Origin of the sequence: Pseudomonas sp. BF-R-19 (assembly GCF_019956445.1) — a bacterium.
Taxonomy (GTDB): Bacteria; Pseudomonadota; Gammaproteobacteria; order Pseudomonadales; family Pseudomonadaceae; genus Aquipseudomonas; species Aquipseudomonas fluorescens_BH.
Genome location: NZ_JAHBDN010000053.1, coordinates 23,498 through 37,200, shown reverse-complemented (window position 1 = coordinate 37,200; position 13,703 = coordinate 23,498). Strand labels below are relative to the sequence as shown.

The 13,703-nt window shown below is 62.4% G+C and carries 10 protein-coding genes; 3 read left to right on the top strand and 7 right to left on the bottom strand.

Translation table 11 applies throughout. The features are described 5' to 3' along the window. Positions 1–87: 87 nt before the first annotated feature. The 5 genes from KGB28_RS14760 to KGB28_RS14740 all read right to left on the bottom strand — a co-directional run bounded on the left by KGB28_RS14760 (position 88) and on the right by KGB28_RS14740 (position 6,725). Positions 88–489, bottom strand: a complete 402-nt coding sequence (locus tag KGB28_RS14760; protein ID WP_223446123.1) for a chemotaxis protein CheY — start codon at positions 487–489, stop codon at positions 88–90. 127 nt (positions 490–616) lie between these two features. After that, positions 617–1,333 (bottom strand): MgtC/SapB family protein, encoded by a 717-nt coding sequence (locus KGB28_RS14755; protein WP_102672669.1) that lies wholly within the window; start codon positions 1,331–1,333, stop codon positions 617–619. Positions 1,334–1,486: 153 nt separating this feature from the next. Further along, a complete protein-coding gene (mgtA, locus tag KGB28_RS14750) occupies positions 1,487–4,201 on the bottom strand; it encodes a magnesium-translocating P-type ATPase (RefSeq protein WP_223446121.1) in 2,715 nt (904 codons plus the stop codon). 570 nt (positions 4,202–4,771) lie between these two features. After that, on the bottom strand, positions 4,772–6,109 hold the full coding sequence (locus tag KGB28_RS14745) for a lysine N(6)-hydroxylase/L-ornithine N(5)-oxygenase family protein (RefSeq protein ID WP_223446119.1): 1,338 nt from the start codon (positions 6,107–6,109) through the stop codon (positions 4,772–4,774). Between the two features lie 133 nt (positions 6,110–6,242). Then, a complete protein-coding gene (locus KGB28_RS14740) occupies positions 6,243–6,725 on the bottom strand; it encodes a sigma-70 family RNA polymerase sigma factor (RefSeq protein WP_317853302.1) in 483 nt (160 codons plus the stop codon). A 395-nt stretch (positions 6,726–7,120) separates the two neighbouring features. Here KGB28_RS14740 and KGB28_RS14735 point away from each other — a divergent pair, with 395 nt between their 5' ends. The 3 genes from KGB28_RS14735 to KGB28_RS14725 are packed head-to-tail and all read left to right on the top strand — an operon-like array spanning position 7,121 to position 11,669. Then, on the top strand, positions 7,121–8,293 hold the full coding sequence (locus tag KGB28_RS14735) for an efflux RND transporter periplasmic adaptor subunit (RefSeq protein ID WP_223446117.1): 1,173 nt from the start codon (positions 7,121–7,123) through the stop codon (positions 8,291–8,293). Next, positions 8,294–10,267, top strand: coding sequence for a MacB family efflux pump subunit (locus KGB28_RS14730; RefSeq protein WP_223446115.1), 1,974 nt, complete (start codon positions 8,294–8,296; stop codon positions 10,265–10,267). Positions 10,268–10,274: 7 nt separating this feature from the next. Next, a complete protein-coding gene (locus KGB28_RS14725; protein ID WP_223446113.1) occupies positions 10,275–11,669 on the top strand; it encodes an efflux transporter outer membrane subunit in 1,395 nt (464 codons plus the stop codon). A gap of 138 nt (positions 11,670–11,807) precedes the next feature. Here the strand turns inward: KGB28_RS14725 and recR are convergent, their stop codons facing one another. Together recR and KGB28_RS14715 are read right to left on the bottom strand one after the other, a co-directional pair. After that, complete coding sequence (recR, locus tag KGB28_RS14720; RefSeq protein WP_008050204.1) at positions 11,808–12,410, bottom strand: recombination mediator RecR; 603 nt, start codon at positions 12,408–12,410, stop codon at positions 11,808–11,810. A gap of 79 nt (positions 12,411–12,489) precedes the next feature. Further along, positions 12,490–13,521, bottom strand: coding sequence for an NADP-dependent oxidoreductase (locus KGB28_RS14715; protein ID WP_223446111.1), 1,032 nt, complete (start codon positions 13,519–13,521; stop codon positions 12,490–12,492). Positions 13,522–13,703 lie beyond the last annotated feature (182 nt).

Genomic DNA, 13,703 nt, shown 5'->3' with positions numbered 1-13,703 from the left:
CACGATCGGGCAAAAAATGCCCTCCAGGCACCACAGCGGTTAGGCACAACGCTGCGCATAGACTCTTGCATGGAAGGCTGGAAAGAACTACCTGACAGAAATGACAGTTCCGACGAACGGTAGCCGGCGATCGACGGCGCTCATCAACTGCGTAACGGACGCCAGGTCCGGCAGAGCGGCCTGGCTGACCTGGACGTTGCCCGCGACTGGCGGCAACGGCGCCTGCTGCTCATTAAAGATGAAGACGTGATGAACCTGCGGGTTGTCGGTAAAGAAATTCAACAGGTCCAGCGCTCCGCTGGCCATCGCCCCATTGACGAGCACCAGATCCAGAGGCTCGCAACCGTACTCAACCAGTGGAAGGAGCTCGTCGAGGCTCTGCACCGGAGACACCCGGAAATAGCCAAGCTGGTTGAACAGCCGCTCGATCCGCAGGCGGTTGAAGTGCTGCGCATCGGCGATCAGGATGCGCAGGGATTTGTTCGGCAAGGTGACCTCCAAAAGGATGTCGGTTTCAAGAGGTCGCAAAGCCTACGGAAGACCGCCCTAGGTTTATGTAGGAATATTCCCAAATAAATGCCGGTTTGTCTGACTCTTGCCAGGGAAACCCTGGCCTTTACTCCGTGGTACTCGGACTCCAGAACGCCTGCACCACCAAGGTCGAGGTTGAAATACGTGCCACCAGCGCATCCAGTTCATCACCATCGACCGAGGTGGTGGCCAGGGTGGCTTCGATTTCAATTTCATCCGTGCCGAAGGCGTGCACATCGACATCGCTGGCCGGGTAGTTGCTGCGTTCCAGCTCGGCTTCGAGCAAGGCCAGCACGGTTTTCTGCTGCGTGCGCCGGGCAATGACGTAGACGATGTTGGTGACTTCCGCCGAAATCACATCCAGCGGCTGACGGTTGATGTTGTTGACGATTGGCCGCAGCAGCGTGTTTGCCGCGAGCACAAACAGGGTGCCAAGCAAGGCCTCGGCCAGCAGGTCGGCACCGGCGCAGGCACCGACTGCCGCCGAGGTCCAGAGCGTGGCGGCAGTATTGAGGCCGCGCACATTGCCCTCTTCGCGCATGATCACCCCGGCACCGAGAAAGCCGATGCCGGAAACCACGTAGGCTACGACCCGCACGGCGCCTTCGGCACCGGCGAGACGGTTGGCCATGTCGACGAAAATCGCCGCGCCCACCGCCACCAGCACGTTGGTGCGCAGGCCCGCGGTGCGCTGCCGGTACTGGCGCTCGAAACCGATCAGGCCACCGAGGATGAAGGCCGCGCTGAGGCTGACCAGGGTGTCGAGCAGGGAGGTCAGGTTGAGGTTGTTAAGTGCTTGCATGATGAATCCCTTGAAAAAACACACGATCCCCTTGTGGGAGCGAGCTTGCTCGCGATAGCGGTGTGTCAGTTGACATAGATACCGACTGACACTCAGTCATCGCGAGCAAGCTCGCTCCCACAGGGGTTGCATTGATTGGCCAGCCTCGCGGCCTTATTGCCAGCCAAACCGGCGAATGTAGAACCCCTTCACCGCCTGGGTCAGCGCCATGTACGCCAGCAGGATCACCGGCAGGAACACGAAGTACAGCGACGGCAACGCCTGCAACTTGAAGTAATGCGCCAGCGGTCCCATCGGCAGGAAAATCCCCACGGCCATGATCAGCCCGGTCATCACCAGCAAGGGCATGGCCGCGCGGCTTTGCAGGAACGGGATCTTCGGCGTGCGAATCATGTGCACGATCAGTGTCTGGGTCAGCAGCCCGACCACGAACCAGCCGGACTGGAACAGGGTCTGGTGATCCGGGGTGTTGGCATCGAACACGTACCACATCAAGGCGAACGTGGTGATGTCGAAGATCGAACTGATCGGCCCGAAAAACAGCATGAAGCGTCCGACGTCGCCCGGCTGCCAGCGCTGTGGTTGCTTGAGCATTTCGTCATCGACGTTATCGAACGGGATGGCGATCTGCGAAATGTCATAGAGCAGGTTCTGCACCAGCAGGTGCATCGGCAGCATCGGCAGGAACGGGATGAACGCACTGGCCACCAGCACCGAGAACACGTTGCCGAAGTTTGAACTGGCGGTCATCTTGATGTACTTGAGCATGTTGGCGAAGGTCCGGCGCCCTTCCAGCACGCCCTCCTCCAGCACCATCAGGCTCTTTTCCAGCAGGATGATATCGGCCGCTTCCTTGGCGATGTCCACGGCGCTGTCCACGGAAATACCGATGTCGGCGGTGCGCAGGGCCGGGGCGTCGTTGATGCCGTCACCCATGAAACCGACCACATGGCCGTTACCCTTGAGCAGCCGGACGATGCGCTCCTTGTGCGACGGCGTCAGCCTGGCGAAGACGTTAGTGGTCTCCACTGCCTTCGCCAGCTCGGCATCGCTCATGCGTTCGATGTCGTTGCCCATCAGCAGGCCTTGCTGTTCCAGGCCGACTTCGCGGCAGATCTTCGCCGTCACCAGTTCGTTGTCGCCGGTCAGCACTTTCACCGCCACGCCATGGGCGGCCAGAGCCTTGAGGGCGGGCGCGGTGCTTTCTTTCGGCGGATCGAGGAACGCCACGTAACCGATCAGCGTCAGTGCCTGTTCATCGGCCAGGCCGTAGGTGTTGCGCCCTTCGACCATTGGCCGTGCCGCCACCGCAACCACCCGCAGGCCCTCGGCGTTGAACGAGGCAGTGACCTGACGGATGCGCGCCAGCAGTTCTTCGGTCAGGGCTTCATCGACTTCGCCATGGCGCACCCGCGAGCACACCGCCAGCACCTCTTCCACAGCGCCCTTGCAGATCAGCAGGTGCGGTTGATCGCGCTCGGCGACCACCACCGACATGCGCCGGCGGGTGAAGTCGAACGGGATCTCGTCGACCTTGCGAAACGCCGTGCCGACTTTCAGCTCACGGTGGATTTCGACATGTTCGAGCACCGCCACATCCAGCAGGTTTTTCAGGCCGGTCTGGTAGTAGCTGTTGAGGTAGGCCATTTCCAGCACGTCATCGGAGTCGTTGCCCCAGACGTCGACGTTGCGCGCCAGGAAGATCTTGTCCTGGGTCAGGGTGCCGGTCTTGTCGGTGCACAGCACGTCCATGGCGCCGAAGTTCTGGATGGCGTCGAGGCGTTTGACGATGACTTTCTTGCGCGACAGGAACACCGCGCCCTTGGCCAGGGTCGAGGTGACGATCATCGGCAGCATTTCCGGGGTCAGGCCCACGGCAATCGACAGCGCGAACAGCAACGCTTCGGTCCAGTCGCCCTTGGTGAAACCGTTGATGAACAACACCAGCGGCGCCATCACGAACATGAAGCGGATCAGCAGCCAGCTGACTTTGTTGACCCCGGTCTGGAACGAAGTCGGCGCCCGGTCGGTTGCACCCACGCGCTGGGCCAGGGCACCGAAATAGGTGCTGTTGCCGGTGGTAAGGATCACCGCCATGGCCGTGCCGGACACCACGTTGGTACCCATGAACAGGATGTTGTCCAGGTCCAGCGGATTGCGCGTGTCACGGTCCTGCTGGCGGGGAAATTTTTCCACCGGCATCGATTCGCCGGTCATGGCCGCCTGGCTGACGAACAGGTCCTTGGCGCTGAGCACCCGGCAATCGGCGGGAATCATGTCACCGGCCGACAACACGATCAGATCGCCCGGCACCAGTTGCCTGATCGGCAATTCGATGCGCTGCGCGCCACGGTCCTCAAGGTCGCGGCGCATCACCGTGGCGGTGTTGCTGACCATGGCCTTGAGAGCATCGGCGGCCTGGTTGGATTTGGTTTCCTGCCAAAAGCGCAGCAAAGTAGAGAGCACCACCATGGAGAAAATCACGATGGCGGCTTTCATGTCTTCGGTCAGCCAGGAGATGACCGCCAGCAACGTCAGCAGCAGGTTGAACGGATTCTTGTAGCAGTGCCACAGGTGCGTCCACCAGGGCAGCGGCTGTTCGTGCTCGACTTCATTGAGGCCGAATTGCTCGCGCAGGGCATCGGCTTCGAACTCGCTCAAGCCGTCGGTGTGACTGCCCAGGGTGTTGAGCAATTGACCGGTGTCGCTGCCGGCTGCGGCCACCAGGGTTTGCGCCAGGGTGGGCGGGACTTCACGGCTGACCGTGGTGTCGGTGAAGGTTTCCAGCAACGCCAGGCGACGGAAGTGCCGGGCGATGTGGCGGTTACGCAGGAAACCTGCGAAGAATTCCTTGAGGGTAAGTTTCATGGCTGGTGCCCCTTTGGTCAGCCGGGAAACCGTCGAGCAGGCAGGTCCACGCCGCTGCCGCCGGAACAACCGGCAAAGCAAGGCCTGGCGCGCCGGTCACGAATGACAGGCGTGTCGATAGAGCGGCGGCCACGACAAAAAGTCGAAACCACGCACTGTTCAGCGTCGATGAGAGGGGCGTCGGGACACGGCCGGGACTGGCCATGATCAGGATGCCGCTGCTCGCTTGTCGGCGAGACAACGGCACAGGAGACTGCGCGTTATCTTGCCGAGAAAATGCCGGTTACCGAGACCGGCCGACAACTGTCACTCGAACAAGTACCCACTGTGGGTCTCCGTAATGGATGAAAACGCGCGAAGCTTACGCCCCGATGTTTGGGGAGTAAACCCGATACAAAATATTGCTGGGGGAAATGCGGGGTTCTTCAGGAAGGGTTCAGGATTCAAGTTTGGTGGTGTTTGTGATGGCCCCTTCGCGAGCAAGCCCGCTCCCACATTTTGACCTGTGTTCGCAGATCAATTGTGGGAGCGGGCTTGCTCGCGAAGGCGGCCTGACAGGCGCTGAAGATCCTAGCTCGCCGTCGCCAACAACAAATCCACCACCGACCGCCCATGCCCGCGATGCTTGCCGTGCTCATACAAAGAGCCGGCAATCTCATCCGCACGAATCGGCAGGATCGACAGCAAGGTGTCGCTCAGCCCATGGCTGGCCTGGCAAAAGCCCTGCATGTAGAGGCCGGCCTTGCAGCGTTCATCGGTGATCAACTTGTAGTTGCGATCGACCTCGAAATCACCCAGGTACTCTTCCAGCGGTGCCAGCAACTTGCGGTGCATCTGCCGCTCGTAACCGGTGGCCAGTACCACGGCATCGTAGTAACGCACCGAGACTTCGCCGGTGGCGTTGTTGCGCAACACCAGTTCGATGCCCCGTTCGTTGGCGGTGGCTTTTTCGATAGTGGTCAGAGTGTGGAACGCATGACGGGCGATGCCCGAGACCTTCTGCCGGTAAAAGATGCCGTAGATGCGCTCGATCAGATCGATGTCCACCACCGAATAGTTGGTGTTGTGGTACTCGTTCACCAGTCGCTCGCGCTCGCTGTCGGGCTGCTGGAACACCAGGTCGGTGAACTCCGGCGAGAACACTTCGTTGACGAAGGGGCTGTCGTCGGCCGGCTTGAGTGCCGAGCCGCGCAGGATCATGTCCACCTGCACCGACGGGAAGCTGTCGTTCAAATCGATGAAGGCTTCGGCCGCGCTCTGCCCGCCACCGATGATGGCAATGCTCATCGGCCGGTTGTCCACGCATGGCTGCTTGGCCATCTGCGCCAGGTACTGGGAGTGATGGAACACCCGGCCGTCATCCTTGAGCGCCTTGAACACTTCGGGAATGCGTGGCGTGCCACCGGCGCTGACCACCACCGAACGGGTGGTGCGCACATGTTGATGCCCCGTCGCATCGCGGGAAATCACCCGCAACGCCTCGACCTGATGGTTGTGCAGCACCGGCTCGATGGTCAGCACTTCTTCGCCATAGCGGCTTTGCCCGGTGAACTGCCCGGCGACCCAGCGCAGGTAGTCGTTGTACTCCATGCGGCACGGATAGAAGGTGCCCAGGTTGATGAAATCCACCAGGCGCCCGTGGGCCTTGAGGTAATTGACGAACGAGTAAGGGCTGGTCGGATTGCGCAGGGTCACCAGGTCCTTGAGGAAGGAAATCTGCAACTCGCTCTGGGTCACCAGGGTGTTGCCGTGCCAGCGGTAGTCGGCCTGCTTGTCGAGAAACAGCACATCCAGGTTGCCCTGGCTCGCCCCGCGCTCTTGCAGCGCGATGGCCAGTGCCAGGTTCGACGGGCCGAAACCGACGCCGATCAAGTCGTGAACGAGGGGCGATGCAATTGCCTGTGTCATGTCCAGTGTCCTCTGGATGTTCCCCTCAAAGACGGGGCATTGAACCTAAGTGACCTGACCCGCCAAGGGCCGCACAACAGGTCGTCTGTTGAGTAGGAACGAGGACCGTGAAAAAAAATTTAACCGCGCAGGATCACTGGGCGTCCCACTGTCGCATGCGTATACGGCAATGCTTCATGGTATTGACTATGTGCTTCTCGACCATTGCCCGGGAAATGCCCAGTTGCTCGGCAATCTGCGGATGGGACAGGCCTTCGATCTTGCGCAGCAGGAAACTTTCGCGGCACAGCCGTGGCAACTCCGCCAACGCCCGCTGGAGCATGTCCAGGCGCTGGCCATGATCAAGCACGTTTTGCGGTGAAGGGGTGAAATAGCGCTCCTCATTATCGAGCACGTCCAGAGGTTCGGCCTGACGCAGGGCGTTGCGTCGATGGTCATCGATAACCAGGTTGAGGGCGGTGCGATAAAGGAATGCCCGGGGCTGCTCGATCGGCGTATCACTGGAACGCTCCAGGACCCGCAGATAAGCGTCATGCACCACATCTTCGGCCACCTGACGGTTGCCCAGCCTGGCGTTCAGGAAACACACCAGTTCGCGATAGTAGTTTTCCAACATGACTCCCGTCCGCACGGGGGTGCGGTTTCTGTCCTTGAGCCGTTTCGGCGACTGCTGAATCACACAGTGGCACGATAGTGGCAGTTCGAGTCGCGTAATTTATAGTAATTCTCATATAGATTTAAAGTACTGCTTCAACTTGCCCGATAAATAGTGCTGGTCTATGTGGGAGCGGGCTTGCTCGCGAAGAGGCCGTCACATTCATCATTCATGCGCCTGACACACCGCCTTCGCGAGCAAGCCCGCTCCCACATTAGTTTGTGTCAGCACCTAAATTCCCCGGCGCTTTCTACGTTTACAGGACAGCTCCCCGTCCCTGTCCGGCCCTGCCGGCAGCGTTCAGCCATCGTCCCGCCGCTGAACGACGGGCCGATTTTCCCAGGCCGGAACCCTGCATGAAACGTCCCCGACAGACCCGACGCGCCCTGCTTGCAGCACTTTGTCTGATCCCCGTGGTTGCCGTTGCCGCCTGGCAGTTCATCCCGCCGGGCCGCGACGGGTTCGCCACCGTCCAGGTCAGCCGCGCCGACATTGAAAGCAGCGTCACCGCATTGGGCACCCTGCAACCGCGGCGCTATGTCGACGTCGGCGCCCAGGCGTCCGGGCAGATCCACAAGATCCATGTGGAAGTCGGCGATGTGGTCAAGGAAGGCCAATTGCTGGTGGAAATCGACCCGTCCACCCAACAGGCCAAACTCGATGCCGGGCGCTTCTCCGTCGAAAATCTCAAGGCGCAGCTGCAGGAACAACGCGCGCAACACGACCTGGCTCGGCAGAAGTACCAGCGTCAACAGAACCTCGCCGCCGGCGGCGCCACCCGTGAAGAAGACGTGCAGACCGCCCAGGCCGAACTGCGCGCCACCCAGGCACGGGTCGACATGTTCCAGGCGCAGATCCGCCAGGCCGAGGCCAGCCTGCGCAGCGACCAGGCGGAGCTCGGCTACACGCGCATATATGCACCAATGGCCGGCACCGTGGTCGCGCTGGATGCCCGGGTCGGCCAGACCCTCAACGCCCAGCAGCAAACGCCGCTGATCCTGCGCATCGCCAAACTGTCGCCGATGACCGTGTGGGCCGAGGTCTCGGAGGCCGACATCGGCCACGTCAAACCCGGCATGCACGCCTGGTTCACCACCCTGAGTGGCGGCACCCGGCGCTGGACCAGCACCGTGCGGCAAATCCTCCCCGTCCCGCCCAAGCCGCTGGACCAGACCAGCCAGGGCGGCGGCAGCCCCGCCAGCGCCAGCAAAAGCGGGAGTGCCCGCGTGGTGCTGTACACCGTGTTGCTGGACGTCGACAACGCCGACAACGCCTTGATGGCGGAAATGACCACCCAGGTATTTTTCGTCGCCAATCAGGCGCAGAACGTACTCACCGCGCCCATAGCAGCCCTGCAGGCCGGCCCGCAGACAGACCGGCAGACAGCACAAGTGGTCGCCAGCAACGGCAGCATCGAACAGCGCAACGTGCGCACTGGCATCAGCGACCGCCTGCGGGTGCAGATCCTCGACGGCCTGCAAGAAGGCGATCACCTGTTGATCGGCCCGGTCGACGGGAGTGGCGGCTGAATGCACACGCCCCTGATCGACCTTTCGGACATCCGCAAAGCCTACGGCGGTGGCGACGCGCCTGAAGTTCACGTATTGCGCGGCATCGACCTGTCGATCCATGCCGGGGAGTTCGTGGCGATCGTCGGCGCTTCCGGCTCCGGCAAGTCGACGCTGATGAACATCCTCGGCTGCCTCGACCGCCCTACTTCGGGCGAATACCGCTTCGCCGGGGAAAACGTCGCGGCCCTGGACAGTGACGAACTGGCCTGGCTGCGGCGCGAAGCCTTCGGTTTTGTGTTCCAGGGCTACCACCTGATTCCCTCCGGTTCGGCCCAGGAAAACGTCGAGATGCCGGCGATCTACGCAGGCACCCCGGCCGCCGAACGCCACGCCCGCGCCGCGGCCCTGCTCGAGCGCCTCGGCCTGGCTTCGCGCACCGGCAACCGCCCCCATCAACTCTCCGGTGGGCAACAGCAACGGGTGTCGATTGCCCGCGCGTTGATGAATGGCGGCCACATCATCCTTGCCGATGAACCCACCGGCGCCCTCGACAGCCACAGCGGCGCCGAGGTCATGACCCTGCTCGACGAACTGGCGAGCCAGGGCCACGTGGTGATCCTCATCACCCACGACCGCGAAGTGGCGGCCCGGGCCAAACGCATCATCGAAATTCGCGACGGCGAGATCATCAGCGACAGCGCCCGGGACAATCCCACCGCGCAAAACTCGGCCAATCCCGGCGCCCTGCAAGCCGTCGATTTGCGCAAGCGCCTGAGCGAAGGCGCCGAAGCCACCGGCGCCTGGAAAGGCGAGTTGGTCGATGCCGTGCACGCGGCGTGGCGGGTGATGTGGATCAACAAGTTCCGCACCGCGCTGACCTTGCTCGGGATCATCATAGGCGTGGCCTCGGTGGTGGTGATGCTGGCCGTCGGCGAAGGCAGCAAGCGCCAGGTGATGGCGCAGATGGGCGCGTTCGGTTCCAACATCATTTACCTCAGCGGCTCGGCGCCCAACCCGCGTACGCCCATGGGCATCGTCACCCTCGATGACGTTGCCGCGATTGCCAGTTTGCCCCAGGTGATGCGGATCATGCCGGTCAACGGCCAGGAGGCCGGGGTGCGCTTTGGCAACCTCGACCACTTGAGCTACGTCGGTGGCAACGACACCAACTTCCCGGCGATTTTCAACTGGCCGGTGGTCGAAGGCAGCTACTTCACCCACGCCGATGAACAGAACGCCGCGGCGGTCGCGGTGATCGGGCACAAGGTGCGGACCAAACTGCTCAAGGACGTGGCCAACCCGATCGGCCAGTACATCCTGATCGAAAACGTCCCCTTCCAAGTGGTCGGCGTGCTCGCGGAAAAAGGCGCCAGCTCCGGCGACTCCGACAGCGACGACCGCATCGCCATCCCCTACTCCGCTGCCAGCGTGCGCCTGTTCGGCACCCACAATCCCGAGTACATCGCCATCGCCGCCGCCGATGCGCGCAAGGTCAAGGAGACCGAAAAAGCCATCGAACAACTGATGCTGCGCCTGCACGACGGCAAGCACGATTTCGAACTGACCAACAACGCGGCGATGATCCAGGCCGAGGCGCGCACGCAAAACACCCTGTCGCTGATGCTCGGCTCGATTGCGGCGATTTCCCTGCTGGTGGGCGGGATCGGCGTGATGAACATCATGCTCATGACCGTGCGCGAGCGGACTCGCGAGATCGGTATCCGCATGGCCACCGGTGCCCGCCAACGCGACATCCTGCGCCAGTTCCTCACCGAAGCGGTGATGCTCTCGGTGGTGGGCGGCCTCACCGGGATCGCCCTGGCGCTGATCGTCGGTGGCGTGCTGATTTTCAGCGAAGTCGCTGTCGCGTTCTCCCTGATAGCGGTGCTGGGCGCCTTCGGCTGCGCCCTGGTCACCGGTGTCGTTTTCGGCTACATGCCGGCCCGCAAGGCTGCCCGACTCGACCCGGTCACGGCCCTTACCAGTGAATGATCGATTGATGAAGCCGCCACTCAGTGTGTTAACCCTGTGCCTGTTGCTCGGCGCCTGCGGCACCCCGGCACAGCGCCCCGACAGCGGCATCCAGCCGCCGACCGCCTGGCAATCGCCGCACACCGCAGGCGCTGTCCATGACAACCAGCAATGGTGGAACCGCTTCGGCAGCCCGCAACTGGATCGCCTGATCGAACAGGCGCGGCTCGGCAGCTACGACCTGGCCGCGGCCATCGCGAGAGTGCGCCAAGCCCAGGCCGACACGGTGATTGCCGGCGGCTCGCAACTGCCCGAGGTCAAGGCCGGGGTCAACGCCAATCGCCAGAAACTCCTGCGCGGCAGCGGCTACAGTCAGCTCGATGCCGACAGCGATAACGACGCCGTCGACTACTTCACTACAAACCTGACTGCCAGCTACGAAATCGATTTCTGGGGAGGACAACGGGCCAGCCGCGACAGCGCGCAATTCAGTCTGCAAGCCAGCGAGTTCGATCAGGCCACGGTGGAATTGACGTTGCTCAGCGGCGTGGCCAACGGCTACGCGCAAGCCTTGTCGTTGCAGGAGCAGAGCCGCATCGCCGAATTGAATCTGGCCAATGCCCAAAACGTGTTGAAACTGGTGCAGACCCGTTTCGATTCGGGCTCGGCCACGGCCCTGGAACTGGCGCAGCAAAAAAGCCTGGTGGCGGCGCAGCAACGCCAGCTGCCGCTGGTGCAGCAACAGGCCGAGGATGCACGGATCAGCCTCGCCGCCCTGCTCGGCCGCCCGGTTCAGGCGCTGTCGTTGGGCCAGGAACACTTCGATCAACTGACCTGGCCCGCGATTGACGCCGGGGTACCCAGCCAGTTGCTCAGCCGCCGTCCGGACATTGCCCGGGCCGAGGCGCAACTGGCCGCGGCCCAGGCCGACGTCACCGTCGCCCGGGCCGCGATGCTGCCGACCGTGACCCTCACCGCCGAAATCGGCTCCGGCGCCGACCGGGCCAACGACATCCTGCGCAGCCCCTTCTACAACCTCACTGCCGGGCTGCTCGCGCCGGTGTTCAACAACGGCCGCCTCGGCGCCCAGCGCGACAAGGCCACGGCGCGCCAGGAAGAACTGCTGGAGACTTATCGCGGCGCGATCATCAACGGCTTCGCCGACGTCGAAAAAGCCCTCAACAGCATTCGCGGACTGGATGAACAACGCGGGTGGCAGAGTGAAGAGCTGAGCCAGGCGCAGACCGCGTTCAACATCGCGCAAAGCCGTTACCAGGCCGGGGCCGAGGATTTACTGACGGTGCTGGAAACCCAGCGCACGCTGTATGCGGCGCAGGATTTGAACGTGCAACTGCGGCTGTCGCGGATGCAGGCGAGTATTGCGCTGTACAAGGCGTTGGGTGGGGGGTGGCAGATCTTGTAGTTGCGGTGTCTGAGAGGACGCCTTCGCGGGCAAGCCCGCTCCCACAGGTTATGCGTCGTGCCCGGATCATGCGGCAAACACAAAACCCTGCGGGAGCGGGCTTGTTCGCGATGGCGTCAGCATGGACGCCACATGAACTCAGAGCGAAATCGGCTTACGCCCGGCAAACGAATGCGCCAGCGTCCCGCCATCCACCAGTTCCAGTTCACCACCCAGCGGCACGCCATGGGCGATACGCGAGGCGATCAGGCCTTTGCTGCTGAGCAATTGGGCGATGTAGTGCGCCGTGGCTTCACCTTCCACGGTCGGGTTGGTGGCCAGGATGACTTCGGCGAATGTGCCGGCCTCTTCGATCCGCGCCATCAACTGCGGAATGCCGATGGCTTCCGGCCCCAAGCCGTCGAGCGGCGACAGATGCCCCTTGAGCACGAAATAGCGCCCACGGAAACCCGTCTGCTCCACGGCATAGACGTCCATCGGGCCTTCCACCACGCAAAGCAAGGTGTCGTCGCGACGGGTATCGGCGCATTGCGGGCAAAGATCATCTTCCGTCAGCGTACGGCACAAGCGGCAGTGACCGACCCCTTCCATGGCCTGGCTCAGGGCCAGCGCCAGCCGCGAGCCGCCGCTGCGGTCGCGCTCGAGCAACTGCAACGCCATGCGCTGGGCGGTTTTCTGACCCACGCCTGGCAAAATTCGCAGGGCGTCGATCAGTTGGCGAATCAAAGGGCTGAAGCTCATGGTGGAAAAGTCCGACAAGACAACGAGACGCGGTTTATACCCGCGCCTCGGTTGAGCGTCAAATTGCAGCGTCAATTACTCAGTCCCGGGAAACCCGAACCACCAATTTACCGAAGTTGCGCCCTTCCAGCAGGCCGATGAACGCATCGGGCGCCTGTTCCAGGCCATCGACCACGTCTTCGCGGAACTTCACCTTGCCATCGCGCACCCAGGGCGCCATGGCGCTGAGGAATTCCGGCTGACGATCGCCATAGTCATCGAACACGATGAAGCCCTGGATGCGCACCCGCTTGGTCAACAGGGTGCGCTGCAACAGTGGCAGGCGATCCGGGCCGCTCGGCGCTTCATGGGCGTTATAAGAGGCAATCAGGCCGCAGAGTGGAATCCGCGCCTTGGGATTGAGCAACGGCACCACGGCGTCGAACACTTTGCCGCCGACATTTTCATAATAAATATCGATGCCCTTGGGACAGGCTTGCGCCAGTTCCTCAGCAAAATCCGGGCTCCTGTGATCGATGCAGGCGTCGAAGCCTAACTCGTCGACCACATAACGGCACTTTTTCGCACCACCCGCCACACCAACCACGCGCAGCCCCTTGATCTTCGCCACCTGGCCGACCACCGAACCCACCGCCCCGGACGCGGCCGCCACCACCAGGGTTTCGCCAGGCTTGGGCTGGCCGATGTCCATCAGGCCCATGTACGCGGTCATGCCCGGCATCCCCAGCACCCCAAGGGCCATCGAAGGGCTTGGCAGCGCGGGAATCGGAATGATGCTGCGACCGTCATTGATGCTGTGGCTTTGCCAACCAGTGGCACCGACCACCAGATCACCCTCCTGAAACTTCGGATTGAGCGAGCGCTCGACCCGGCTGACAGCACCCCCGGTCATCACTTCGCCGATTTCCACCGGTGCGGCGTAGGAAGGTGCGTCACTCATGCGTCCGCGCATGTAGGGATCCAGCGACAGGAAAACGGTCTTGAGCAGCACCTGACCGTCGGCCAGGTCCGGCAGCGCTACCCGTTCCATGCGGAAGTTTTCCGGCGTTGGCGCACCCACCGGGCGAGAAGCCAGGACAATGCGTTGATTGAGGGTCATGGGGTCGGACATGGCAGCGTCTCCTGAGATCGATGAGGTTCAGTGATATAGGGAGCAGACCTTTGTGGCGGTATGGCGTTCGATGTGTTTTCAGTTGCACCGGGGTGAATTCTTCGCGAGCAGGCTCGCTCCCACATTTGCAATGCAATCCCCCTGTGGGAGCGAGCTTGCTCGCGATGGCGGCATGCCTGTCA